At 38.4% G+C, this 23,705-nt stretch carries 25 protein-coding genes; 11 read left to right on the top strand and 14 right to left on the bottom strand.

Annotated elements, in window-relative coordinates; translation table 11 throughout:
- Positions 1-9 precede the first annotated feature (9 nt).
- On the top strand, positions 10-984 hold the full coding sequence (gene secF, locus DV417_RS02680; RefSeq protein ID WP_065264487.1) for a protein translocase subunit SecF: 975 nt from the start codon (positions 10-12) through the stop codon (positions 982-984).
- A gap of 98 nt (positions 985-1,082) precedes the next feature.
- Here the strand turns inward: secF and DV417_RS02675 are convergent, their stop codons facing one another.
- The gene (locus DV417_RS02675; RefSeq protein WP_118878492.1) at positions 1,083-2,132 is read right to left on the bottom strand and encodes an AI-2E family transporter; all 1,050 of its coding nucleotides are present in this window, start codon (positions 2,130-2,132) and stop codon (positions 1,083-1,085) included.
- Positions 2,133-2,209: 77 nt separating this feature from the next.
- Here DV417_RS02675 and arsC point away from each other — a divergent pair, with 77 nt between their 5' ends.
- The 4 genes from arsC to DV417_RS09400 all read left to right on the top strand — a co-directional run bounded on the left by arsC (position 2,210) and on the right by DV417_RS09400 (position 3,478).
- Complete coding sequence (arsC, locus tag DV417_RS02670; RefSeq protein WP_118878491.1) at positions 2,210-2,560, top strand: arsenate reductase (glutaredoxin); 351 nt, start codon at positions 2,210-2,212, stop codon at positions 2,558-2,560.
- Between the two features lie 67 nt (positions 2,561-2,627).
- Positions 2,628-2,873 (top strand): alternative ribosome-rescue factor A, encoded by a 246-nt coding sequence (locus DV417_RS02665; RefSeq protein ID WP_118878490.1) that lies wholly within the window; start codon positions 2,628-2,630, stop codon positions 2,871-2,873.
- Between the two features lie 23 nt (positions 2,874-2,896).
- A complete protein-coding gene (locus DV417_RS02660) occupies positions 2,897-3,193 on the top strand; it encodes a DUF5377 family protein (protein WP_118878489.1) in 297 nt (98 codons plus the stop codon).
- A gap of 141 nt (positions 3,194-3,334) precedes the next feature.
- A complete protein-coding gene (locus DV417_RS09400; RefSeq protein WP_155759367.1) occupies positions 3,335-3,478 on the top strand; it encodes a hypothetical protein in 144 nt (47 codons plus the stop codon).
- Here DV417_RS09400 and DV417_RS09395 read toward each other — a convergent pair whose 3' ends face one another.
- From DV417_RS09395 to pnp, 5 genes are all read right to left on the bottom strand, one after another.
- Complete coding sequence (locus DV417_RS09395; RefSeq protein ID WP_005631066.1) at positions 3,479-3,631, bottom strand: hypothetical protein; 153 nt, start codon at positions 3,629-3,631, stop codon at positions 3,479-3,481.
- Between the two features lies 1 nt (position 3,632).
- Positions 3,633-5,084, bottom strand: coding sequence for a membrane-bound lytic murein transglycosylase MltF (gene mltF / locus DV417_RS02655; RefSeq protein ID WP_118878488.1), 1,452 nt, complete (start codon positions 5,082-5,084; stop codon positions 3,633-3,635).
- A 170-nt stretch (positions 5,085-5,254) separates the two neighbouring features.
- Positions 5,255-7,093 carry a DEAD/DEAH box helicase gene (locus DV417_RS02650; RefSeq protein ID WP_118878487.1) on the bottom strand — a complete coding sequence of 613 codons (1,839 nt, stop codon included), beginning with the start codon at positions 7,091-7,093 and terminating at the stop codon, positions 5,255-5,257.
- 119 nt (positions 7,094-7,212) lie between these two features.
- The gene (gene nlpI, locus DV417_RS02645; RefSeq protein ID WP_118878486.1) at positions 7,213-8,157 is read right to left on the bottom strand and encodes a lipoprotein NlpI; all 945 of its coding nucleotides are present in this window, start codon (positions 8,155-8,157) and stop codon (positions 7,213-7,215) included.
- An 81-nt stretch (positions 8,158-8,238) separates the two neighbouring features.
- Positions 8,239-10,368 (bottom strand): polyribonucleotide nucleotidyltransferase, encoded by a 2,130-nt coding sequence (pnp, locus tag DV417_RS02640; protein WP_118878485.1) that lies wholly within the window; start codon positions 10,366-10,368, stop codon positions 8,239-8,241.
- A 243-nt stretch (positions 10,369-10,611) separates the two neighbouring features.
- Here pnp and nanQ point away from each other — a divergent pair, with 243 nt between their 5' ends.
- Positions 10,612-11,079 carry an N-acetylneuraminate anomerase gene (nanQ, locus tag DV417_RS02635; protein WP_105887880.1) on the top strand — a complete coding sequence of 156 codons (468 nt, stop codon included), beginning with the start codon at positions 10,612-10,614 and terminating at the stop codon, positions 11,077-11,079.
- 51 nt (positions 11,080-11,130) lie between these two features.
- Here nanQ and DV417_RS02630 read toward each other — a convergent pair whose 3' ends face one another.
- The 3 genes from DV417_RS02630 to DV417_RS02620 form a co-directional block, all read right to left on the bottom strand.
- Entirely contained in the window at positions 11,131-11,352 is a 222-nt protein-coding gene (locus DV417_RS02630) for a sulfurtransferase TusA family protein (protein WP_005631077.1), read from the bottom strand.
- 9 nt (positions 11,353-11,361) lie between these two features.
- Positions 11,362-12,405, bottom strand: coding sequence for a YeeE/YedE family protein (locus tag DV417_RS02625; RefSeq protein ID WP_118878484.1), 1,044 nt, complete (start codon positions 12,403-12,405; stop codon positions 11,362-11,364).
- Between the two features lie 275 nt (positions 12,406-12,680).
- Positions 12,681-13,388 carry a 7-cyano-7-deazaguanine/7-aminomethyl-7-deazaguanine transporter gene (locus tag DV417_RS02620; RefSeq protein WP_118878483.1) on the bottom strand — a complete coding sequence of 236 codons (708 nt, stop codon included), beginning with the start codon at positions 13,386-13,388 and terminating at the stop codon, positions 12,681-12,683.
- A 190-nt stretch (positions 13,389-13,578) separates the two neighbouring features.
- On the opposite strand from DV417_RS02620, the gene pdxH reads away from it, so the two are divergent.
- A complete protein-coding gene (gene pdxH, locus DV417_RS02615; protein WP_118878482.1) occupies positions 13,579-14,211 on the top strand; it encodes a pyridoxamine 5'-phosphate oxidase in 633 nt (210 codons plus the stop codon).
- 85 nt (positions 14,212-14,296) lie between these two features.
- On the opposite strand, the gene typA is transcribed toward pdxH, so the two are convergent.
- Complete coding sequence (gene typA, locus DV417_RS02610) at positions 14,297-16,147, bottom strand: translational GTPase TypA (RefSeq protein WP_118878481.1); 1,851 nt, start codon at positions 16,145-16,147, stop codon at positions 14,297-14,299.
- Between the two features lie 231 nt (positions 16,148-16,378).
- On the opposite strand from typA, the gene glnA reads away from it, so the two are divergent.
- From glnA to ndk, 4 genes are all read left to right on the top strand, one after another.
- A complete protein-coding gene (gene glnA, locus DV417_RS02605; RefSeq protein WP_118878480.1) occupies positions 16,379-17,797 on the top strand; it encodes a glutamate--ammonia ligase in 1,419 nt (472 codons plus the stop codon).
- A gap of 86 nt (positions 17,798-17,883) precedes the next feature.
- Positions 17,884-18,930 carry a dTDP-glucose 4,6-dehydratase gene (gene rfbB / locus DV417_RS02600; RefSeq protein ID WP_118878479.1) on the top strand — a complete coding sequence of 349 codons (1,047 nt, stop codon included), beginning with the start codon at positions 17,884-17,886 and terminating at the stop codon, positions 18,928-18,930.
- A gap of 62 nt (positions 18,931-18,992) precedes the next feature.
- Positions 18,993-20,297 carry an aminopeptidase PepB gene (pepB, locus tag DV417_RS02595; protein ID WP_118878478.1) on the top strand — a complete coding sequence of 435 codons (1,305 nt, stop codon included), beginning with the start codon at positions 18,993-18,995 and terminating at the stop codon, positions 20,295-20,297.
- Between the two features lie 9 nt (positions 20,298-20,306).
- The gene (gene ndk, locus DV417_RS02590) at positions 20,307-20,729 is read left to right on the top strand and encodes a nucleoside-diphosphate kinase (RefSeq protein WP_192878534.1); all 423 of its coding nucleotides are present in this window, start codon (positions 20,307-20,309) and stop codon (positions 20,727-20,729) included.
- A 70-nt stretch (positions 20,730-20,799) separates the two neighbouring features.
- Here the strand turns inward: ndk and cgtA are convergent, their stop codons facing one another.
- From cgtA to rplU, 4 genes are all read right to left on the bottom strand, one after another.
- Positions 20,800-21,972 carry an Obg family GTPase CgtA gene (gene cgtA, locus DV417_RS02585; RefSeq protein ID WP_118878476.1) on the bottom strand — a complete coding sequence of 391 codons (1,173 nt, stop codon included), beginning with the start codon at positions 21,970-21,972 and terminating at the stop codon, positions 20,800-20,802.
- A gap of 27 nt (positions 21,973-21,999) precedes the next feature.
- Positions 22,000-22,920: a DMT family transporter gene (locus tag DV417_RS02580; RefSeq protein ID WP_118878475.1), complete on the bottom strand. Its 921-nt coding sequence runs from the start codon at positions 22,918-22,920 to the stop codon at positions 22,000-22,002.
- Between the two features lie 80 nt (positions 22,921-23,000).
- The gene (gene rpmA, locus DV417_RS02575) at positions 23,001-23,258 is read right to left on the bottom strand and encodes a 50S ribosomal protein L27 (protein WP_005626413.1); all 258 of its coding nucleotides are present in this window, start codon (positions 23,256-23,258) and stop codon (positions 23,001-23,003) included.
- Between the two features lie 20 nt (positions 23,259-23,278).
- The gene (gene rplU, locus DV417_RS02570; RefSeq protein WP_005626416.1) at positions 23,279-23,590 is read right to left on the bottom strand and encodes a 50S ribosomal protein L21; all 312 of its coding nucleotides are present in this window, start codon (positions 23,588-23,590) and stop codon (positions 23,279-23,281) included.
- Positions 23,591-23,705 lie beyond the last annotated feature (115 nt).

The following is a 23,705-nucleotide window of genomic DNA, read 5'->3' as shown; positions in this document are numbered from 1 at the left end:
TAGGGAACGATGAAAATTTTTGCAAAAGATAAAGACGGACATTTTATCCGTGAAATCAATGGGATTAAACTCCCGTTCCCATTGACCGAATTTATGAAACTGCGTAAATGGGGCTATGTTTTTTCCGCACTTTTAATGGCCATTTCGCTATTTTTTATCGTATCAAAAGGCTTTAACTGGGGATTGGATTTTACTGGTGGGGTTGTTTTTGATACCCATTTTTCACAATCTGCAGATTTAGAGAAAATCCGTGGTAAGCTGCACGAAAATGGTATTGAAAGCCCAATTGTGCAGACGACGGGTTCTGTTCAAGATGTCATGATTCGTTTACCAGCTACGGATAATGATTCTGGTATTGGCGATCGTGTAAAAGGGATGCTCCAAGAAGTAGATTCTGGCATTAAGATTCGTAGTGTTGAATTCGTTGGACCAAACGTAGGGGAAGAATTGGCTCAAGGCGCGGTATATGCGACATTAGCAACATTAGCAATGATGCTAGTTTATGTAGGTTCTCGTTTTGAATGGCGTTTAGGTTTCGGCGGTATCGCATCCCTTGCGCATGACGTAATTATTACTCTTGGTGTGTTTTCAGCGTTACAAATAGAAATTGATTTAACCTTCGTTGCAGCGATTTTATCTGTTGTGGGTTATTCTATTAACGATAGTATCGTGGTCTTTGACCGTGTGCGTGAAAACTTCAGAAAAATAAGACGTCTAGATACGATTGATATTATTGATGTTTCTCTAACGCAAACTTTATCAAGAACCATCATGACCTCTGCGACAACATTAATTGTTGTTATTGCATTGTTCTTTTTTGGTGGTCCATCAATTCATAACTTCTCTTTAGCATTACTTGTGGGTATTGGATTTGGTACATATTCTTCAATCTTTATTGCAATCGCAATTGCATACGATGTTGGATTACGCCGTGAACATATGATCCCGCCTAAAGTAGATAAGGAAATTGATGAATTACCTTAGTTAAATTCTATTCTTAGAATAAACTTCAATAAAAAATAGTTAACCAAAAATTCATGGTTAACTATTTTTTTATTTGTATAACTTTTTAATTTAGACTTTTAATCTTGCGGTAAGGCATTTATAACGGCTTTCACTAAAGTCGCTAAGGGAATGGCAAAGAATACGCCCCAAAATCCCCATAAACCACCGAAAATTAATACTGAAATGATAATAATCAATGGATGCAAATTCACCGCTTCAGAAAATAAATAAGGCACGAGTAAGTTTCCATCTAAGAGCTGGCTTACAGCAAAAGCGATGATGATATACCAAAACGTTGAGCTGATTCCAAACTGGAATAGAGCAACTAATGCAACAGGAATCGTGACAATTACCGCGCCAATATAAGGAACGAGAACAGAAAGACCAACAGCAAAAGCCAATAAGAGCGGGTAATTTAGCCCGAATATTAAGAAAATAATGTAGGTGATGAGCGTGACAATCAGTATTTCTAATAATTTTCCATGAATGTAGTTGGAAATTTGCTGTTGCATTTCTTTCCATACTTTGAAGGCTAAGTTTCTATTTTTCGGTAAGAAACGGCTCACCCCTTGTAAAAGTTCTGATTTATCCTTCAACATAAAAAACATCATTAATGGCACTAAAAAGGCATAAATCCCTAAAGAAACCAAGTTCATGATGGAGGTTAAAGAAAGTTTTACCGCAGATTCACCAAAACCAAGGATCTTTTCTCGAACAGAATTGAAAATAGAATCTACCATTGAATAGTCGATGAGTTCAGGATAATGCTCTGGTAAGTTTAGTAACCATTCATTGAGTTTATTAAACATTGCGGGTAAATCACTTAATAAGGAAATAGTTTGATTCCATAACATTGGCATGAGGATTAAAAAGAAGATTGTTGCTAGTCCAATAAAGCTACCAAAAATGATGATTGTGGCTAGCATTCTTGGGCATTTTAAATGTTGATGTAAAAAATTGATCGGCATTTCTAGTAAATAGGATAGCACTAGAGCAATTAACAAAGGCGCAATTAAATTTCCAAAAAAATAAATGGAGATAAAGCCAAATAATAATATTGCTAATAGCCCCATCGCTTGTGGATCGCTTAAGCGACGCGAGTACCAGCTTTTCAACATTTCTAGCATAATTTCTTTTCCTATAAGTATTTTTCGCCATTATAAGTTAAAATTTATAGTGTTTATAGCTACTAAGAGGAAATCCTATGTCTATCGTGATTTATCACAACCCTCGTTGTTCAAAAAGTCGTGAAACTCTAGCATTATTAGAAAATCAAGGTGTTCAGCCAATAGTTGAATTGTATTTGCAAAAGCAGTATTCCATTGATGAATTACAAAGCATTGCCCAAAAATTAGGAATTGATGATGTGCGTCAAATGATGCGTACGAAAGATGAACTATATAAAAGTTTAAATTTAGACAATTTAGAGCTCTCTCAAGCTGAATTATTAAAAGCCATGAGTGAACATTCAGCGCTTATTGAACGCCCAATTGTGATCAATGGTAATCAAGCTAAAATCGGTCGTCCGCCAGAAAGTATACTTGAGATTTTGTAATTTAAACGTTTGCGCGTATAATACTCCAGCCGTGGAAATCCTTCCGCGGCTTTTTTGAGGAAAAATTATGGCAAAGCAACAAAAAAGTGCGGTTGAAAATGAAACCGTTTATGAGCACACTCGAGGAGTGATCAAAGATAATGCAGTGATGGCATTATTGAATGATAAATTATTTCGCCAGCGTGTTGAGAAAAAACGTAAAGGGAAAGGTAGTTACCAACGTAAAGCGAAACACGCAGGGAAAATATTTGAAAAGCCCGATTATAAATTTTTTGATTACAGAAACTTTATAATCGGGTTTTTCTTAGTCTAAAAATAGTAAAAAGGAGTATAACAATGTCAAATCAGCCTCAAGTCCTATTTAATAATACATGGAATGTACGCATTAGCGATCCTGGTGAAGAGGGGGCTAAAAGCCATTTTTTTGAAACTATCTACCTCACTTTAACTGCATATTTTGAAGAAAATAGAGTACGTTATGAGTTTGTTCGTAAAGTAGAAGATCAAATAAAAATTCAACTCTCTTTTACAGAATTAAATGAGTTATTCAAATTTCTGTGTGATTATTTCGATCCTGTTTTTATTGGATTATTAGGCGTGAAAATTGGGAATCTTGGTGTGAAATCAGAATAATAACTTGACTAATCCACAAAACATTCTAGTATTCTACCCATATTTTGTTATATCGATAAAATAGGGATCGCACTTTAAATTGTATAAACAATGACGTAAAAGTGCGGTTATTTTTTCTTTACTTTTATTGGAGAACAAAATATGTCAGGTATTTTTACTCAAAGTCCGGCAAACCGTCGTCGTTATGGCGTAGCAGTATTTGTTGGTATCGTTTCAGGGATTATTTCTGCTTTTGTTAAATGGGGTGCCGAGCATCCATTTTTTTGTTGGATAGAGATGCTTTAATTAACAACAAATTTCTTGTACAACAAATTGTAATGAATGTCTCGCAAATTGCTGTTGTTTTCGGTGTTTCAAGCGTCTTAAACGTAGATTACGTGATAAAGAGGTTTGTTGTAAATTGGTTTTCTTTTTAAGAAAAGTTTTGCGTTTTAACATTTTATTTATCCTTTTTTTCTTTTATTTCTTCTGAATTTCCAAGCGCGCTTTCGTTGTTGGCATTATCATTTGTTGTTTGATTTTCTTGGACTCGATGATAATTCACAATGCTATTCATATAGCGGCGAATATTTTCTACATATTGATGGGCTTCATAGCCTCGCGCATAGCCGTATTTCAGTTGGGAATAATAGCGTTTTTCTGCTAATAAAGGCAGATTTTTTTTCACATCGAGCCAATTATCTGGATTTCCTCCAAGATTTTTAGTTAAACGACGCGCATCAATTAAGTGGCCTAGTCCCATGTTATAGGCGGCTAAAGCAAACCAAATTCTTTCTTCTTTTTCAATGGTTTCTGGAATTTGACTAATCAGCCAGTGTAAATATTCTGAGCCCGCTTTAATGCTTTGTTCAGGATCTGTTCTATCGCTGATTTTCATATGTTGTGCGGTATCTTTCGTCAGCATCATTATGCCACGCACGCCAGTAGGTGATGTTGCATCAGGATTCCAATGAGACTCTTGATAAGCAACAGCTGCGAGTAATCGCCAATCTAATTCACCTTTATATTTTTCAAAGAGTGGTGAGAATTGTGGCAGGGTATTTTCAATTGCGTTCATATAAGAGCGCGTATCTACGTAATCAAATTGTGAAATATGCCCTAAATATTTTTCTTTTAAATTATCGACTAGCCCTGTTTCTTGAGCATTATTCATAAAATTGAGTAAGGCAGCTTGAAGATCATTGTAGGCATTATTCGGTAAATACCAGTGAATGTTTGCTTCATCAGCAATATCAAAGGCAATAGCTAATTCTGGTTTGATTTGTTGGATCGCCGCGATATCAATGGAATTAGCAATGACGTAAGGAATTTTTCCTTCAGACAGCTGCAGCAATAGTTCTTCTTGAGTAAACGCTTGATTTCTTTCCCAAGTTAATTGTGGATATTGTTTTTGTAATTCTTTTAGTGTTTCTTCCAATGATGAATTGTTAGCGATATAAATTTCTTTCTTAACATCGCCCAGATTTTTAGGGCGTTGTTCATCTTTTCGATAAGCTAATTGCCATGAGGCTGAATGATACGCTGGGCCAATTTGGAAACGTTCTGCATTATTAGGATGATATAAAAGGTGAGCGGCAGCTAAATCAATATTATGCTTATCTAACTCATTAAATAATTGTTCTTGATTATTGAAAGTTTTAATTTCGAGTTCTACACCTAGTGAATCAGCAAATGCTCTAGCCAATTCATATTCAAAGCCTCGTTCACCGTCTTTATTTATAAAATAAGAAATAGGGTTGTTCATTGTGCCCACAATGAGTGAGCCTCGTTCTTGAATTGCTGTATAGTGGTTTTCTTCAGCATGGTGTAGAAATTGCCATGGGAATACCATATCAATAGCCCAAAGCAATAAAGCCAAGGCAGTAATAATACGTAAAAAGAGACCTTTCAATGATTTTTCCTATATAAAAAGCTTGCGGGATTGTAGCTAGAATTTAATCAATAGACAATAAAAAGCCCCTTGAGGTTCAAGGAGCTAAGTTTTGTTCACCGAGTAGTGCTAAATTTTAAATGATGCAAAAAACATTAGGAAATAGCACTATTCTTTATATCGTAAGGATATTATCCTTGGCGATCACGGCGTGGTTTATCGCTAAAAGAGCGGTTACTTTTTTCATTAAATTTACGATTTCCACGATTGTCATTACCGCGTTCATTGCGTCCGCGTTCTCCACGGAAATCTCCACCACGACCTTTACGTTTACCATTAAAATCATCGTCGCCACGGGAACTATCAGACTTCACCGCACCTAAGAAAGACATTTGCATTTGTTTATTCAATACACGTGTTTTACCGAATTGTTGCAATAATTCTTTCGGCATGCCTTGTGGCAATTCAACGGTCGTGTAGTCATCATAAAGTTTGATATGGCCAATATAGCGGCTATTGATATCACCTTCGTTAGCAATCGCACCAACGATATGACGAACTTCTACACCATCTGCACGACCGACTTCTATACGATATAAATCCATTGGTTGTGGATTTCCATAACCTTTACGTTCGCCACGACGTTCCGCTGAACGTGGATTTTCACGGCGATCACCTCGTTCATTACGTTCACGACGACGTTTTTCCATTGGTGGATCAGGTGGAAGAATTAATTTTTGTTTGCCTTGTAGCAACATTAACATTGCTGCAGCAATATCTTCTTGATCCTGATCGGCTGTGAATAAGTCTTCTAATAAACTACGATATTGCTCTAAATCGTGATGTTCTAGTTGTTTTGTAATTTTTGCAACGAATTTTTTGCGGCGACATTCTTGTAACACAAGATGATTTGGTAATTCTACTTCATTGATACCTTTTTTCATTAGGTGTTCAATATTACGAAGTAAACGACGCTCGCGAGGCTCAACGAATAATAAAGCACGACCAGAACGACCTGCACGACCAGTACGGCCAATTCGGTGTACATAAGATTCTGCATCAAGCGGAATGTCGTAGTTCACTACAAGGCTGATGCGTTCAATATCAATACCGCGTGCGGCCACATCAGTTGCCACTACAATATCTAAACTGCCGTTACGTAAGCGATCGAGGGTTTGTTCGCGGAGTTGTTGTGTCATATCACCATTAAGTGCGGCAGAACGGAAACCATTTTTTTCAAGCAGTTCTGTAATGTCTAAAGTACCTGTTTTAGTGCGAGCAAAGATAATCGCTGCATCAAAATCTTCCACTTCTAAGAAACGCAGAAGGGCTTCATTTTTACGCACACCGTGCACATACCAACAACTTTGGTCGATATCTGGGGCATTTTCGTTATTAACTTTGATCTTCACTTCTTTTGGATCATTCATAAAACGTTTCGTAATACGACGGATCGGTTCAGGCATTGTTGCAGAGAATAACGCTGTTTGGTGATTTTCTGGTAATTCTGCCATGACGGTTTCTACATCATCAATGAAACCCATACGTAGCATTTCATCTGCTTCATCTAATACGATAAAACGAAGTTCAGAAAGATTTAATGTGCCGCGGCGAATATGGTCAAGAATACGACCTGGTGTACCCACAACCACTTGTGCGCCTTGTTTTAATGCACGAAGTTGGATGTCATAACGTTGGCCACCATATAAAGTAACAATGCGCGAGCCATGCGCATATTTAACAAATTGTTCGCACGCATCGGCAACTTGAATAGCAAGTTCGCGAGTCGGCGCCATCACTAACATTTGTGGATGTTTTTCACTTGGATCGATTTGCGCTAATAAAGGCAGAGCAAAAGCAGCGGTTTTACCACTACCTGTTTGTGCCATACCTAGCACATCATTGCCATTGAGCAAATGCGGGATACATTCTTGTTGAATTGGAGAAGGGGTTTCAAAACCTAAGTCAGAAACAGCTTTTAAGATGAACTCAGGTAAGCCTAAGTCATTAAAAGTAATTTTGTCAGTCATTAAAATACTCGAATATAAAAAGGAAAGCTCAAAGAGGCCTTCGGTTTATTAAGTTGGGCAGAGCGAATGAATTTTTCTATTCGTTCTACTGCAAAGAGCGGTGAGTTTTGGATTGATTTTTAGAAAACAATCGCTTTTGTTACCGCACTTTTCTCTTCTTTTTCGTCTTCTGTTTGAACCGGTTTTAATTTCATTAGTTCAAACGCGGCAAAACGATACTCAACAAAGTTATAAACCTGATTTGCCATAGCTAGTTTAAATAAAGCTGCTGCTTCATCTACTAGCCCTACATTGAGTTTTTGTTTTGCTAGATAAAAATAGGTTTCTGTGAGAATTTCAGCATATTGTTGTGAATTTTCAGCAAATTCACTCGCACGTTGTTGTAATTCTTCTACAGAGATGCGTCCTAAGTAATATTGAACGATATGTGTACCCCAGAAGTCCTCTGATAGCCCTTTTGCTCGTTCAACAAGGTTTGTTTGGGCTTCTTGTGGTTTTAATTTTTGTTCGTTCAAATATAGCCATAAGACACGATAGGGATCTTTTGTATCGGCTTGGTAGAACTGTAAGAAATCTTGCTGAGCAAGATGGTAGCGCCCTACATAATAAAAATTTAAACCACGATTAAGGTGGGTGTAGTCATAACTTGAATCTAATTCAAACACCGTATTGAATGCTTCCAATGCGCCGTCGTAATCTTCTTCAAGCAATAAATAAAGCCCTAAGTAATTGTACACAGATGCCATTTTAGGCTGTAATGCAAGGGCTTGAGTAAAATCGTAACGAGCAAGTCCCCATAATCCAAGGGAATCATAGAGTACGCCACGTTCAAAATGTAGCGATGCACGTTCTTCATTACTCATTTTTCCAACGAGTAGTACTTGGCTTAATCGTACGATCATCACTTCTTGTTCAAAGTGAGTATTCGGATTTTGTTCAGCCAACACGACATGATTTTTAGACACAAAACCACCCCTAGACTGAACACAGCCTGCGAGGAGTAAGATCGCACATAAGCTAAATAAATAGACTACAAAATGGCGAGATAAGCGAAAACACCGCATTTGCTTTCTTTATGCCTAAAAGTTGGAAAACAACAAAACTTGGCAGCGGTTGCTACCAAGTTTTGATTCGATATTCCAAGATTATTCTTGTTCTTCTACAGAATCTTCTTGGTTAATTTCAGTTTCTTGTTTTGGAGCCAAGTCTTTCATTGTTAAACGAATACGACCTTGACGATCGATTTCAACAACTTTTACGTCTACTTCTTGGCCCACTTGGAGGTAATCGCTAACTTTTTCTACGCGCTCTTCAGCAATTTGAGAAATATGAACTAAACCTTCTTTATTTCCAACGATTGCTACGAATGCACCAAAATCAGCAAGGCGAGTCACTTTACCTTTGTAAATTGCGCCAGCTTCAACTTCTGCAACGATTTCTTCAATACGTCCCATTACGTTTTTCGCTGCATTGCTATCTACTGCGGCAATCTTCACTGTACCATCGTCATCAATGTCAATTGATGTACCAGTTTCTTCAGTTAATGAACGAATTGTTGCGCCACCTTTACCAATGACATCTTTGATTTTCTTCGGATCAATTTTCATTGTGTAGATGCGCGGTGCGTAGTCAGAAATATCCGCGCGTGGAGCAGGGATTGCTTGTTCCATTACGCCAAGAATGTGCATACGCGCACTTTTCGCTTGGTTTAATGCAATTTGCATAATTTCAGGGGTGATACCTTCAATTTTGATGTCCATTTGAAGGGCGGTGACACCTTCACGTGTACCCGCTACTTTAAAGTCCATATCCCCTAAGTGGTCTTCATCACCTAAGATATCTGAAAGCACCACGAATTTCTCTTCTTCTTTCACTAAGCCCATTGCGATACCTGCAACAGCGGCTTTGATTGGAACGCCCGCGTCCATTAATGCTAAAGACGCACCACATACAGACGCCATAGAAGAAGAACCGTTAGATTCAGTGATTTCAGATACAACACGCACTACATACGGGAATTCTGCAAGACTTGGCATAACTGCTGCTACCCCACGTTTTGCTAAACGACCGTGACCGATTTCACGACGTTTTGGTGAGCCGATCATACCGGTTTCACCTACAGAATATGGCGGGAAGTTGTAGTGGAATAAGAAGTGATCTTGACGTTCACCCGTTAATTCATCAATGATTTGTGCATCACGTTCAGTCCCTAACGTTGCAACGGCTAATGCTTGTGTTTCACCACGAGTGAAAATTGCAGAACCGTGTGTACGTGGTAATACACCAGTGCAAATGTCTAATGCACGAACGGTATCAACGGTACGACCATCAATACGTGGTTCACCAGCAATGATACGGCCACGAACGATTTGGCTTTCAAGTGCGGTGAAAATATCCACGATTTTACCTTCGCTGATTTCTTCATCCTCAGCTGTGATTTGTGCAATCACATCTGCTTTAATCGCATCGATTTGTTCGTAACGTGCTTGTTTTTCAGTAATGCGGTATGCATCGCCTAAACGTGCTTCAGCAATCACTTTTACTTTGTTAATTAAATCTGTGTTTGGTTGTGGTGCAACCCAATCCCAACGTGGTTTACCTGCTTCTTTCGCAAACTCTTTGATTGCTTCAACTACAACTTGTTGTTGTTGATGACCGAATACTACTGCTGCTAACATTTGTTCTTCAGTTAAGATATCAGCTTCAGATTCAACCATTAATACGGCTTTGTCAGTACCTGCAACCACTAAGTCCAAGCGGCTTTGTTTTTGTTCAGCCATAGTTGGGTTTAATACGAATTGGTTGTCAATAAAACCAACACGCGCCGCACCGATAGGGCCATTGAAAGGCACTCCAGATAAAGTTAATGCTGCAGAAGCACCAATCATAGCCACTAAGTCTGGGCTGATTTGTGGGTTTACAGAAACTACAGTTGCCACAACTTGGATTTCGTTGAAGAAACCTTCTGGGAATAATGGACGAATTGGACGGTCAATTAAACGTGCAATTAAAGTTTCGCCTTCAGATGGGCGACCTTCACGTTTGAAGAAACCACCAGGGATTTTACCCGCTGCATAAGTACGCTCTTGGTAGTTTACGGTTAATGGGAAGAAGTCTTGACCTTCTTTCACGTCTTTTTTAGCAACAACAGTCACGAATACCGTGGTATCGTCCATGCTTGCCATAACCGCAGCAGTTGCTTGACGTGCAATTGCGCCGGTTTCTAGAGTAACGGTATGTTGACCGTATTTAAATTGTTTAACAATTGGATTCACAATGTTTCCCTTAAAATTTATATTAAAAACAATGCTTTATTTTCCAGATTGCGACTAGCAAAAGAAATCTTTTGTAAAAACAACCGCACTTTCGAGCGCTTAAAATTGCTTTTGATAGCCGCACGCTAATGTAGAAAATAAAGCCTAAGCATTATACAGAGGTTTTTGTGTGATTGGTAACTTTATTTCATTTAACCGACTTGGTATCATAGGACAACTTTTATCCACTATAAGGAAAATTCTATGATTATTAGCAGCTTAACCAGCCCAAATTTTAAAGTTGGTTTACCAAAAGTGATTGCTGAAGTATGTGATTATTTGAATACGTTAGATTTGAATGCGTTAGAAAATGGTCGCCATGATATTAATGATCAAATTTATATGAACGTAATGGAACCGGAAACTGCAGAACCAAGCAGCAAAAAAGCAGAGTTACATCATGAATACTTGGATGTTCAGGTGTTAATCCGTGGTACGGAAAATATAGAAGTTGGCGCTAATTATCCTGATTTGTCTAAGTATGAATCTTACAACGAAGCGGATGATTATCAACTTTGTGCAGATATTGATGATAAATTCACCGTCACAATGAAGCCAAAAATGTTCGCTGTATTTTATCCTTACGAACCGCATAAACCTTGCTGCGTAGTGAATGGAAAAACAGAAAAAATTAAAAAATTAGTCGTAAAAGTACCTGTTAAATTAATTTAATTTTTGAAAAAGGGCGGTTAAACATGTTTTTGTTTTTAACCGCCTTTTTTATTATTTAATCACCGTAATTGACCATTTTGCATCATCAATTTGTTCGAAGTTAGTCACTTCATAACCTTCTTCAGCCGCCCAAGCGGGAATAGCTTCGGTAGCTTGAGTACAGTCAAATTCAATTTCTAGGCCATCGCCTTTATTTAACTTAGCCATGGCTTCCTTGGCTTCAACGAGAGGAAAGGGGCAAACTAGGCCGAGTGTTGGTAATTTAACGATCATATAAACTCCTTATGATGCTTTTGCTAATTTTAAACGTTGTGGACGGATAATGGTGAAGTAGGCGGCCACCCAAGTGCCGAGAATCATTAATGGCAATGATACCCAACCTTGCCAAGAGAAAAAGGCGGTTTCGACTAAGCCATTACCGATAGAACAGCCACCCGCAAGGGTTGCACCGATACCCATAAGAATACTGCCAAGTCCGCTGCGTAGAATCGTGCTGGCATCCGGTACGCGGACACGAAATTCATTGCTCGCTTTCGCGCCGATGAATGACCCGATAAAAATCCCTAAGACTAAGAATACGCCCCAGTTAATAAATTTACCGTCGCCAGTAACGAGGAATTGCATGATATTGGCAGATGGACCAGTGATCCCAAGTCCAAACTCACGACCTGTAGCGACACTGAGTGGCCAAGCGGCAAGTGCGATTAATCCGATTAATACGGCAGAGAAAAATGGGTGCCAGCGTTTTTCAAATAATAAATGAGCAAGCCCAGTTTTTTTCGGTTTTAATGCCGCGACTTTTACGCTTGGTTTGCTGAGATGTTTGTACACATAGAAAGCCGTCACTAAAGTTAATAATGTGACTAACCACCAAGGTGAGATACCGAATGTATCGTAAATGTTGCGTTGTTCAATATTGATACTGCGTAAAGTTTTATTGAATTCGCCTAATGGGCCGGTGCGCATGATGGCACTTAATAACATATAAGTGAATAACGCGACCCAACTGCCGACCAAGCCTTCCGCAGCACGGTACCACGTACCTGTTGCACAACCGCCAGCAAGAACAATGCCGATACCAAACACAAAGGCACCGATAATCACGGCTAAAAAGGCAAAGTTTTCAGCTGGATCAACATTTAATATACCAATTTCTTTTAAGAGGAAGAATCCAATGGATTGCACGGTAATCGCCAATAAAAGGGCAACAAACATTTTGTTATTTTTGGTGACATACATATCGCGAAATGCGCCAGTCATACAAAATCGCCCCCGCTGCATGACAAATCCGAGTAAAATTCCGCAAAATAATCCAGTTAAAAGCATAAATATTCCTTCTCTTTTAGAACTAAGTAGGTCGGTATTTTCTAAAAAAATAAGAAGGTAGCGCCAATAACTTTTAGCTAGAAAATATGTTTTTTTGATATAAAAAAAGCGCGGTTATAAATTTATACTTTTTTACCACACTACTTATCAACGTAAGTGTAGAGAATATAATAGGAAGACTTTATGGCGCTCTCAAGCGATTTAATGAGCTTCTTAATAATTAACCCCACTCAAAAGAGCGGGGTTAATTGTTTTATATGCGCCAGAAATTTGGTTTATGCTGGAACGCGTTCTGCTACGAGCATTTGTAGTTTTCGTAAAATAACATTTAATACTACGCCATAGGCTGGGACGAACAAGATAATTCCTATAAATAATTTAAATATATAATCTACAAAACCGAGTTGTGCCCAATGTTCAGCCATGAACGGATCTGCACTTTGGTAGAAAGCTACACTGAAGAAAACAAACGTATCTGCCATTGAGCCAAATGTCATTGAGCTAGTTGGCGCCACCCACCATGTTTTTAACTGGCGTAAACGGTTAAATACGATCACATCAAGTAATTGTCCTACAACGTAAGCTGCAAAGCTCGCAATAGCAATACGGAATACAAACAGATCGAAATGCGTTAATGATTCAAAACCTTGGAATTTGCTTTCAGAGAATAAAACCGATATGACGTAACTTACAATAAGTGCAGGAAACATCACCACGAAGATGATTTTTCTCGCATCTTCCGCACCGAAAATACGCACAGTCAAATCAGTAGCCAAAAAGATAAATGGGAATGTGATCGTTCCCCAAGTGCTGTGGAAAGAAAAATCATTTGCTGCACCAAGAGCGGTCAATTTTAGCGTGATTTCAAAAGGAATTTGTACAAAGTAATTGCTCGCTGCAATGATGAATATGTGGAAAAAGCTGAGCCAGATGATTGCACGACGTTTTTGTTGATCATTAAAGATCGGAGAGTTTAATTTCATGTTGTACCTTTTTAGTTTAAATAAATCGGGGTTAGGGAACCCGAGGTTGAATATAGGGGGCTAGATGATACGCATATTTCAAATAATTGCAAGATTCGATGTCATTTGAGTTTTATTTTATGAAAATTGACGAACGATTTTACAGCCTTTATTCTATTTGCGTTTTTCATCAAATTTGAAAGGAGAGAAAATGGAGTTACATAATATTCGTGATGAATATACTAAACGAGTGCTTTCACAACATGATTGCCATGAAAATCCAATCTCACAATTTGAACAATGGCAGAAAGAGGCTATTCATGCGCAAGTCAATGAGCCAACCGCAATGAATATTGCGACTGTTGATGAACAAGGTCGCCCAAATAGCCGAATGGTTTTGCTAAAAGAAGTCAATGAGCAAGGTTTTGTCTTTTTTACGAATTATCTTAGCCGAAAAGGTAGCTGTATTGAGCGTAATCCTTATGTCGCGTTGACTTTCTTTTGGCCTGAATTGGAACGCCAAGTGCGAATTGAAGGTAAAGCAGTCAAAATCCCAGCAGAACAATCCGATAAATATTTTGCTACCCGACCTTATACCAGCCGTATAGGGGCTTGGGCAAGTGAGCAAAGTGCGGTGATTTCTAATTATAAATCTTTGCTAGCAAAAGCCGAATTGGTTGCCGCTAAACATCCGTTAAACGTGCCTCGACCAGATTATTGGGGTGGCTATTTAGTTGTGCCAGAAACAGTGGAGTTTTGGCAAGGGCGACCAAGCCGTTTACATGATCGCATTCGTTATCGTAAAGAAAGCAATAATTGGATTAGAGAAAGACTTTCTCCTTAGTAAATTGAGCATAAAAATAACCGCACTTTAGTTGTATCCCAAAGTGCGGTTAATTTTTTACAAATTTTCGTGCTAGCGTTGTTTATTAATGCGTGCTAGTACTTGTCGTTGTACGATTTGCACGCTTACGATCGTTTTCCGTTAAAAGTTTTTTACGGATACGAATCGACTCAGGTGTCACTTCCACTAACTCATCGTCATCGATAAATTCAATCGCTTGTTCAAGACTGAATTTTACAGGTGTAGTCAGCACAATCGCATCGTCTTTACCTGACGCACGCATATTGGTCAGTTTTTTACCTTGTAAGCAGTTTACGGTTAAATCATTTGAACGGCTATGAATACCAATAATTTGACCTTCGTAAACTTCTACGTTTGCATCAATCATTAACTTACCACGTTCTTGTAAGCCAAATAATGCATAACCCAGCGCTTTACCTGTTGCATTAGAAATCAACACACCATTTTTACGTTGACCGATATCTCCACCTTTGATTTCATCGTAGTGGCTAAAGCTTGAGTAAAGTAAGCCTGTACCAGAAGTCATGGTCATAAAGTCACCACGGAAGCCAATTAATCCACGGCTAGGAATGATATATTCTAAGCGAACGCGGCCTTTACCGTCAGGTAACATATCTCGAACTTCACCTTTACGGATACCTAATGCTTCCATCACGGAGCCTTGATGTTGTTCTTCCACATCAATAGTTACTTGTTCGTATGGCTCTTGTTTTTTACCATCAATATCACGGTAGATTACTTTAGGGCGAGAAACCGCAAGCTCATAACCTTCGCGGCGCATATTTTCAATTAATACAGAAAGGTGTAATTCACCACGGCCAGAAACACGGAATTCATCCGGGTTTTGGGTTTCTTCTACGCGTAATGCCACATTGTGAACTAATTCTTTGTTTAAACGTTCAAGAATTTGACGAGAAGTCACATATTTACCTTCTTGACCCGCAAATGGAGAGGTATTTACACAGAAGAACATGGTTACTGTTGGTTCATCAACAGTTAATGATGGAAGCGCTTCAACAGCGTTGATATCACAAATTGTATCAGAAATATTTAATTCACCTAAACCAGTGATTGCCACGATATCGCCAGCGTAAGCAACATCTTCTTCATAACGTTGTAAACCAAGGTGACCAAGTACTTGACCGATACGACCTTGACGAGTTTTTCCTTCGCTATTGATGATAGTAACCGGTTGGTTTGGTTTAATCGAACCACGCTTAATACGACCAATGCCGATAACACCTACATAGTTGTTGTAGTCTAATTGTGAAATTTGCATTTGGAATGGCGCATCAAGTTCTACTTTTGGCGGTTCAACGTGTTTAACAATGGCTTCAAATAACGGAGTCATATCTTCTGCTAATTCTTCGTGCTCAAGACCTGCAACACCATTTAGCGCTGATGCATAGATAATAGGAAAGTCTAACTGTTCATCTGTTGCACCAAGATTTACGAATAAGTCAAATACTTGATCCACAACCCAGTCAGGACGTGCACCAGGGCGATCAACTTTATTAATTACGACGATAGGTTTTAAGCCATGAGCGAACGCTTTTTGGGTCACGAAACGAGTTTGTGGCATTGGGCCATCAAACGCATCAACAACTAATAGAACAGAGTCCACCATAGAAAGGACGCGTTCAACTTCACCACCGAAGTCTGCGTGCCCCGGAGTGTCCACGATGTTAATGCGGTAGTCATTCCAGTTAATCGCGGTATTTTTTGCAAGAATTGTAATGCCACGTTCTTTTTCAAGATCGTTTGAGTCCATAACTCGTTCATCTACATCACCACGTGCAGATTCAAAAGTACCAGATTGTTGAAGAAGTTTATCTACAAGAGTGGTTTTACCATGGTCAACGTGCGCAATAATTGCGATGTTACGGAGTTTTTTAATATCGATTTCGTTTTTCATTGTTTAATGCTTTGATTAGATGAGATGCAATTTTCATTGCATCGTTACATAAAAAATGGTGCAACGCGTTGCACCCTACGTTTCTACATTTGTCGAAAGGGCAAAAATTATACATGCATTTTTCTTTTTCTGCTATGGCTAGAATAAGAAAAATAAATCTCATGAAAAAATAGTATGGTTACGTTATAATACGGACTTATTTTAATCGGACTAATTATAGAGGACTCCCTAATGTCAAACGCAAATGCAATCGCCAATGTATTTAAGCTAATTGAAGAAAATAATGTGAAATTTGTACTTCTTCGATTCACCGATATTAAAGGCAAAGAGCATGGTGTATCCATTCCTGTAAGCCTTGTGGATGAAGAAATGTTTGAAGATGGCAAGATGTTTGATGGTTCCTCTGTAGAAGGATGGAAGACTATTAATAAAGCCGATATGTTGCTTATGCCAATGGCTGAAACCGCAGTTGTCGATCCATTTGCGCAAATTCCAACGCTTTCTATTCGTTGTAGTGTTTATGAACCAACGACAATGCAAAGCTATGATCGCGATCCGCGCTCTATTGCAATTCGTGCAGAAAATTATATGCGTTCAACAGGTATTGCGGATCAAGCTTTTTTCGGCCCAGAGCCTGAATTCTTCTTATTTGATGATGTGCGTTTTAATGTATCAATGAACAAAGCATCTTTTTCTATTGATGATATAGAAGCTGCTTGGAACACGAATAAAAAATATGAAGAAGGCAATAACGCTTATCGTCCATTGAAAAAAGGCGGATATTGTGCCGTTGCACCAATTGATAGTGCGCACGATATTCGTTCTGAAATGTGCTTGATTTTAGAAGAAATGGGATTAGTCATCGAAGCCCATCATCATGAAGTGGCGACTGCAGGGCAAAACGAAATTGCGACTAAATTTAATACGCTAACTTTAAAAGCCGATGAAACTCAAATCTATAAATATGTCGTGCAAAATGTTGCATTAGAGCATGGCAAAACGGCATGCTTTATGCCAAAACCAATTACGGGCGATAATGGTTCGGGAATGCACTGTAATATGTCATTAAGCAAAGACGGAAAAAATATTTTCCAAGGCGATAAATATGCAGGTCTTTCTGAAACCGCACTTTATTACATCGGCGGTATTATTAAGCATGCTAAAGCATTAAATGCATTCACTAATCCAAGTACTAATTCATATAAACGTTTAGTGCCTGGTTATGAAGCGCCAGTATTGCTGGCTTATTCCGCAAGCAATCGTTCTGCCTCAATTCGTATCCCTGCTGTAACTAATCCAAAAGCGATTCGCGTAGAAGCACGTTTCCCAGATCCATTGGCAAACCCATATCTGGCTTTTGCTGCATTATTAATGGCGGGCCTTGATGGTGTAGTAAACAAAATCCACCCAGGCGATGCAATGGATAAAAATCTTTATGATCTTCCACCAGAAGAATTAAAAGATATTCCAGCAGTAGCAAGCTCGCTAGAAGAAGCGTTGAATTCATTAGAAAAAGACTATGAATTTTTAACTCAAGGTGGCGTATTTGCTAAAGATTTTATTGATGCGTTTATCAGCATCAAACGTAAAGAAGTGGAACGTTTAAATATGGCACCACATCCGGTTGAGTTTGATATGTATTATGCGTAATCATTATTGATGAAATCATTTTTAAAAGTGCGGTAAAATTTACCGCACTTTTCGTTTGAAATTGTTTATAACGAGACTCGGGTAAAATGTCGAATACAAATAGAACAATTCTAGTCACTGGTGGAGCGGGTTTTATTGGTTCTGCGCTTGTCCGTTATCTTCTTGAAAAGACACATAATAAGATCGTCAATGTTGATAAGCTGACTTATGCAGGAAATTTATCCTCACTTAAAACTGTAGAAAACCGTCCACATTATGCTTTTGTACAAGCAGATATTTGTGATACTAAGGCGTTGTCTTATATTTTTTCACAATATCAACCTGATGCAGTTATCCATCTTGCTGCTGAAAGCCATGTTGATCGTTCTATAAATGCTTCTTCGGAGTTTATACAAACCAATATTGTAGGCACTTATAGGCTACTTGAATCTATTCTAGACTACTGGCATCGTTTAGATAATCAAAAAAAATCCAGCTTCCGATTCTTACATATTTCCACCGATGAAGTTTATGGCGATTTAAAAAGTAATGAGGGTTTATTTACTGAAACATCAGCTTATAAACCTAGTAGCCCTTATTCTGCTTCAAAGGCGGCAAGCGATCATCTTGTGCAGGCTTGGTATAGAACATATGGGTTACCGACAATCATTACACATAGTTCAAATAATTATGGCCCGTATCAGTACCCTGAAAAATTAATTCCATTAATGATTTTAAATGCGATAAAGGGAAAAACACTGCCTATTTATGGCGATGGTTTACAAATTAGAGATTGGTTATTTGTTGAAGATCATATTGATGCACTATATTTCGTTTTGACGAAAGGAAATATTGGGGAAACGTATAATATTGGGGGAAATAATGAAAGATCCAACATTGAAGTGGTGAGTTCTATTTGTTCTTTACTGGAAGAATTTTTACCTAATAAACCAAAACATATTGATAAATATGAAGATTTAATTTGCTATGTGCAAGATAGACCAGGTCACGATCTTCGTTATGCGCTTGATACAAGTAAAATCAATGATGAGTTATTCTGGGTGCCTAAAGAGACTTTTGAATCTGGATTAAGAAAAACAGTAATTTGGTATCTGAACCATCAAGAATGGTGTCAAAGAGTTTTAAATAATTAACTATTTAAAAATAAAACTGGTATAGTTTTATTCCGCTATGGGCTTATATTCGAGAAATAAAAATGGAAATTATATTATCAATAAACCAAGCATCTGACGCTTGGGGCAAAAGTGCTATTTTGAGCTTTGACTCTAATAAAGCTACGATTCATTTAAAAAATAATGAAAAAATTGACCGCACTTTAGTTCAACAAGTTGCTCGTAAATTGCGTGGGCAAGGGATTAAAGAGGTGGAATTGGTCGGTGAAGAATGGGATTTGGAATTTTGTTGGGCGTTTTATCAAGGTTTTTATACCGCAAAACAAGATTACGCGATTGAGTTTCCACATTTAGATGATGAGCCGCAAGATGAATTGTTAGCGCGTATAGAATGTGGTGATTTTGTGCGCGGGATTATTAATGAACCAGCACAAAGTTTAACGCCAGTTAAATTAGCGGAGCGTGCGGCTGAATTTATCTTAAACCAAGCGGATATTTATAATGAAAAAAGTGCGGTAAATTTTAAGATTATTTCTGGGGAGGAGCTTGAGCAACAAGGTTATCATGGAATTTGGACTGTGGGTAAAGGCTCAGCTAATTTGCCCGCTATGTTGCAACTAGATTTCAATCCAGTACAAGATCCGAATGCGCCAGTGTTAGCTTGTTTAGTTGGCAAGGGGATTACTTTTGACAGTGGCGGCTACAGCATTAAACCAAGTGATGGAATGAGCACAATGCGAACTGATATGGGAGGTGCTGCACTATTAACGGGAGCTTTAGGTTTCGCTATCGCTCGCGGATTAAATCAACGCGTTAAACTGTATTTATGTTGTGCAGAAAATTTGGTGAGCAATAATGCATTTAAATTGGGTGATATTATTACTTATAAAAATGGCGTGAGCGCAGAAGTGCTGAATACTGATGCTGAAGGTCGTTTGGTGTTAGCCGATGGATTGATTGTGGCTGATAACCAAAATCCAAGTTTTATTATTGATTGTGCGACGTTAACTGGAGCAGCAAAAGTGGCTGTAGGAAATGACTATCATTCGGTATTATCTATGGATGATGATCTCGTGAAAAATCTTTTCCAATCAGCACAACAAGAAAACGAACCTTTTTGGCGTTTACCATTTGAAGATTTTCATCGTTCACAAATTAATTCATCCTTTGCAGATATTGCTAATATTGGTTCGGTTCCAGTTGGAGCGGGTGCAAGCACTGCAACGGCATTTTTATCGTATTTTATAAAAAATTATCAGCAAAATTGGTTGCATATTGATTGTTCCGCAACTTATCGTAAATCTGGTAGTGATTTATGGGCTGTTGGCGCAACAGGGATTGGTGTGCAAACTTTAGCAAATTTAATGTTATCAAAATCATTGAAGTAAGGAGATATGATGACAGAAAGAACTTTTTCGATTATTAAACCTGATGCGGTAAAGCGTAATCTAATTGGGGCAATCTTAACCCGTTTTGAGCAAAATGGTTTTAAAATCATAGCCTCTAAAATGGTACGCTTAACTCGTGAGCAGGCTGAAGGCTTTTATGCAGAACATCAAGGCAAAGAATTTTTTGCTCCTTTAGTTGATTATATGATGTCTTCACCGATAGTGGTTTCTGTTCTTGAAAAAGAAAATGCAGTGAAAGATTACCGCACTTTGATTGGTACAACGAATCCAGAAACTGCAGCAGAAGGTACAATTCGTAAAGATTTTGCATTAAGTCAGCGTGAGAATTCGGTTCATGGTTCGGATAGTGTGGAAAGTGTAAATCGTGAAATCGCCTATTTCTTTACTGATTCTGAAATTTTTGAGCGTTGATTGATAGTAAAAAGCACCTAAAATAGTTCAGGTGCTTTTAAATTTTTAATGCTTACAAAATTAGACTTTCTTAAGGTTTATAGATGAATTCAATTCCTTCATCATCTTCTTCAGTCCAATCATCATCCCAATCTTCGTCATCATTAAATTGATGCTCCGATAGTTGTTCCTGATGATAATCTTCCCATTTGAATTTCACTTCTTCAGGTGCAACTTGTTGTGTTTCAGCTTCGCGTGGATTCGCGATGATAAAGTCCATAATATCACGACAAAGTGGTAGAACATTTTTCCCTGTTGCAGCTGAAATTAGGTAATAATCTTCTTCCCAACCCAATTGTTCAGTAATTTCTCGAGCCCGCTCTTCAGCTTCTTCATCGCTCATCGTATCAATTTTATTGAATACTAACCAACGTGGTTTTTCTGATAATTTTTCACTGTATTGGAAAAGTTCAGATTCAATAATAGCGACATTATCTGCTGGATTAGAGCCATCAATTGGAGCAATATCGACTAAATGAATAAGCACTCTGCAACGTTCTAGATGTTTTAAAAAGCGAATGCCTAGTCCTGCACCATCTGCTGCGCCCTCAATTAATCCTGGAATATCGGCGACTACGAAACTGTGTGAGTCATCAACTTTCACTACACCGAGACTTGGTACTAAGGTAGTAAATGGATAATCTGCAACTTTTGGTTTGGCTGCAGAAACGGCACGAATAAAAGTGGATTTACCTGCATTAGGTAAACCCAGCATTCCCACATCAGCAAGTAGCATTAATTCCAATAATAAATCGCGTTTTTCGCCCGGCGTACCCATTGTTTTTTGACGCGGCGCACGGTTTACCGATGATTTGAAACGAGTATTCCCTAAACCGTGATAACCACCTTTGGCGACCAACATTTTTTGACCATGTTGGGTTAAATCTCCCAAGGTTTCTTTAGTGTCGTTATCAATAGCGCGAGTTCCTACGGGAACAGGTAAAATAATATCTTTACCGCGACGTCCTGTACAATCTGAACTCCGTCCATTCTCTCCTCGCTCTGCGGCAAAGCGTTTATTAAAGCGGTAGTCAATTAAGGTATTAAGGTTTTCATCGGCTTGTAAATATACATCGCCACCATCGCCACCATCGCCACCATCAGGGCCGCCTTTCGGAATAAATTTCTCTCGACGGAAACTTACGCAACCGTTGCCACCATCCCCAGCCTCAATTCGAATAAGGGATTCATCAATAAATTTCATTAAAACTTCTCCAAAATAAACCGCACTTTAATGAGTTTTATGCGGTAATAATTTATGTCCAATCGCGGATAAAATTGCCCCGCATACTACAACAAATGCGCCAATATAGCTAATATTATTCAATTCTGGTGCCGCAAAATCTGCAGGTCTAAAATAATGGGCAATATGAGAAAATAGGATCGTGAAAAGAGGTACAAGTGTGATAACCACACTGACTTTTGATACATCCCAACGATTAAGAGCTTCCGCATAAGAGCCGTATCCAATTAAGGTATTTAAACAGCAGTAAATAAAACAAATCAGAGCTAAAGGTGTGAGTTCTTGTACTTGTGAGAATTCAGCCATCGGCATAAAGGCTATGGCACAACCTAAATACATCATTAGCAAGATTTGTTGTGAATTAAATTTACGCAACATTAATTTTTGCGCCATTCCATAAGCGACCCAAATAAGGGATCCTGCTACGCTTAAGATGACACCTGTTGAATACTGATTTAGTCCGGCAAATACATTAAAACGATCATTAAAGAATAAGCCTAAACCAATTAACAATAAGAAAAGTCCGATCTTTTGGTGCAGCCCCAATTTTTCTTTGAAGATCAGTACACCACAGATAAGCATTCCAAAAGAGGATAAATGAATAAAAATTTGTGCAACCGAAGGTTCAATATAATTCAACGAACTACTAAATAATAGAAAATTGCCAGTAAGACCAATTACCCCAATAAGAGCAAGCCAAGCATATTGGCCGACTTTCATTAGTTCAGGTAATTTCTTTTTATAAGCAAGTAGGGCTAATAATGAGATTGCCGCTACAATAAAACGATACCATACGATAGTTTGCGCATTCATTACAGATAAAGCTTGTTTGAGAGCGATAGGTAAGGAGCCCCAAGCCATAGCGGTAATAAGCGCAAAGGTAAAGCCTAATAAAGGTTGTTGTTTCATTGCTTGCTCGCTTATATGAAATTAAAAAAGACAAAACGCCCCACAAAATTGTAGGGCGTTTCAATCGAATAGATTTTAAATTATTCAGTAACAATACTTACGTATTTACGGCTTTTCTCGCCTTTTACTTCAAATTTAACTTTACCATCTGCAGTTGCGAATAAGGTGTGGTCTTTACCCATACCTACGTTGCTACCCGCGTGGAACTTAGTACCACGTTGACGAACAATGATACTACCTGCTAATACAGATTCGCCACCGAAACGTTTAACACCAAGGCGTTTAGCTTCAGAATCGCGACCGTTACGAGTTGAACCACCAGCTTTTTTAGTTGCCATCTACTTGATCTCCTCTGAAATTATGCTTGAATCCCAGTGATTTTCACTTCTGTGAACCACTGACGATGACCTTGTTGTTTACGGCTGTGTTTGCGACGACGGAATTTAACGATTTTAACTTTCTCGCCACGACCTTGTGCAACTACTTCAGCCACTACTTTTGCGCCAGCAACTACTGGTGCACCGATTTTAACATCTTCACCATTAACGACCATCAACACAGAATCGAACTCAACTGTTGCGCCAGTTGCAAGTTCAAGTTTTTCTAAACGAACAACTTGACCTTCGCTCACACGGTGTTGTTTACCGCCACTTTGGAAAACTGCGTACATAAATACTCCGCTTAATTGTGTTTCCCTGCTCTTTAGCAGTCCACACTTAAAAATTCATATAAATAGGTCGCAAATTCTACGGAAAAATCCTACCTATGGCAAGAATTTATTTACA

The organism is Haemophilus haemolyticus (genome assembly GCF_003490935.1).
GTDB classification, from domain to species: domain Bacteria; phylum Pseudomonadota; class Gammaproteobacteria; order Enterobacterales; family Pasteurellaceae; genus Haemophilus; species Haemophilus haemolyticus_M.
This window is presented reverse-complemented; position numbering and strand designations above follow the sequence as displayed.

What these genes read in the sequence shown, in the direction of transcription:
- secF (WP_065264487.1), top strand. Translation starts at nt 10, where the DNA reads ATGAAAATTTTTGCAAAAGATAAAGACGGACATTTTATCCGTGAAATC.
- DV417_RS02675 (WP_118878492.1), bottom strand. Translation starts at nt 2,132, where the DNA reads ATGCTAGAAATGTTGAAAAGCTGGTACTCGCGTCGCTTAAGCGATCCA.
- arsC (WP_118878491.1), top strand. Translation starts at nt 2,210, where the DNA reads ATGTCTATCGTGATTTATCACAACCCTCGTTGTTCAAAAAGTCGTGAA.
- DV417_RS02665 (WP_118878490.1), top strand. Translation starts at nt 2,628, where the DNA reads ATGGCAAAGCAACAAAAAAGTGCGGTTGAAAATGAAACCGTTTATGAG.
- DV417_RS02660 (WP_118878489.1), top strand. Translation starts at nt 2,897, where the DNA reads ATGTCAAATCAGCCTCAAGTCCTATTTAATAATACATGGAATGTACGC.
- DV417_RS09400 (WP_155759367.1), top strand. Translation starts at nt 3,335, where the DNA reads ATGTCAGGTATTTTTACTCAAAGTCCGGCAAACCGTCGTCGTTATGGC.
- DV417_RS09395 (WP_005631066.1), bottom strand. Translation starts at nt 3,631, where the DNA reads ATGTTAAAACGCAAAACTTTTCTTAAAAAGAAAACCAATTTACAACAA.
- DV417_RS02650 (WP_118878487.1), bottom strand. Translation starts at nt 7,093, where the DNA reads ATGACTGACAAAATTACTTTTAATGACTTAGGCTTACCTGAGTTCATC.
- nlpI (WP_118878486.1), bottom strand. Translation starts at nt 8,157, where the DNA reads ATGCGGTGTTTTCGCTTATCTCGCCATTTTGTAGTCTATTTATTTAGC.
- nanQ (WP_105887880.1), top strand. Translation starts at nt 10,612, where the DNA reads ATGATTATTAGCAGCTTAACCAGCCCAAATTTTAAAGTTGGTTTACCA.
- DV417_RS02630 (WP_005631077.1), bottom strand. Translation starts at nt 11,352, where the DNA reads ATGATCGTTAAATTACCAACACTCGGCCTAGTTTGCCCCTTTCCTCTC.
- DV417_RS02625 (WP_118878484.1), bottom strand. Translation starts at nt 12,405, where the DNA reads ATGCTTTTAACTGGATTATTTTGCGGAATTTTACTCGGATTTGTCATG.
- DV417_RS02620 (WP_118878483.1), bottom strand. Translation starts at nt 13,388, where the DNA reads ATGAAATTAAACTCTCCGATCTTTAATGATCAACAAAAACGTCGTGCA.
- pdxH (WP_118878482.1), top strand. Translation starts at nt 13,579, where the DNA reads ATGGAGTTACATAATATTCGTGATGAATATACTAAACGAGTGCTTTCA.
- typA (WP_118878481.1), bottom strand. Translation starts at nt 16,147, where the DNA reads ATGAAAAACGAAATCGATATTAAAAAACTCCGTAACATCGCAATTATT.
- glnA (WP_118878480.1), top strand. Translation starts at nt 16,379, where the DNA reads ATGTCAAACGCAAATGCAATCGCCAATGTATTTAAGCTAATTGAAGAA.
- rfbB (WP_118878479.1), top strand. Translation starts at nt 17,884, where the DNA reads ATGTCGAATACAAATAGAACAATTCTAGTCACTGGTGGAGCGGGTTTT.
- pepB (WP_118878478.1), top strand. Translation starts at nt 18,993, where the DNA reads ATGGAAATTATATTATCAATAAACCAAGCATCTGACGCTTGGGGCAAA.
- ndk (WP_192878534.1), top strand. Translation starts at nt 20,307, where the DNA reads ATGACAGAAAGAACTTTTTCGATTATTAAACCTGATGCGGTAAAGCGT.
- cgtA (WP_118878476.1), bottom strand. Translation starts at nt 21,972, where the DNA reads ATGAAATTTATTGATGAATCCCTTATTCGAATTGAGGCTGGGGATGGT.
- DV417_RS02580 (WP_118878475.1), bottom strand. Translation starts at nt 22,920, where the DNA reads ATGAAACAACAACCTTTATTAGGCTTTACCTTTGCGCTTATTACCGCT.
- rpmA (WP_005626413.1), bottom strand. Translation starts at nt 23,258, where the DNA reads ATGGCAACTAAAAAAGCTGGTGGTTCAACTCGTAACGGTCGCGATTCT.
- rplU (WP_005626416.1), bottom strand. Translation starts at nt 23,590, where the DNA reads ATGTACGCAGTTTTCCAAAGTGGCGGTAAACAACACCGTGTGAGCGAA.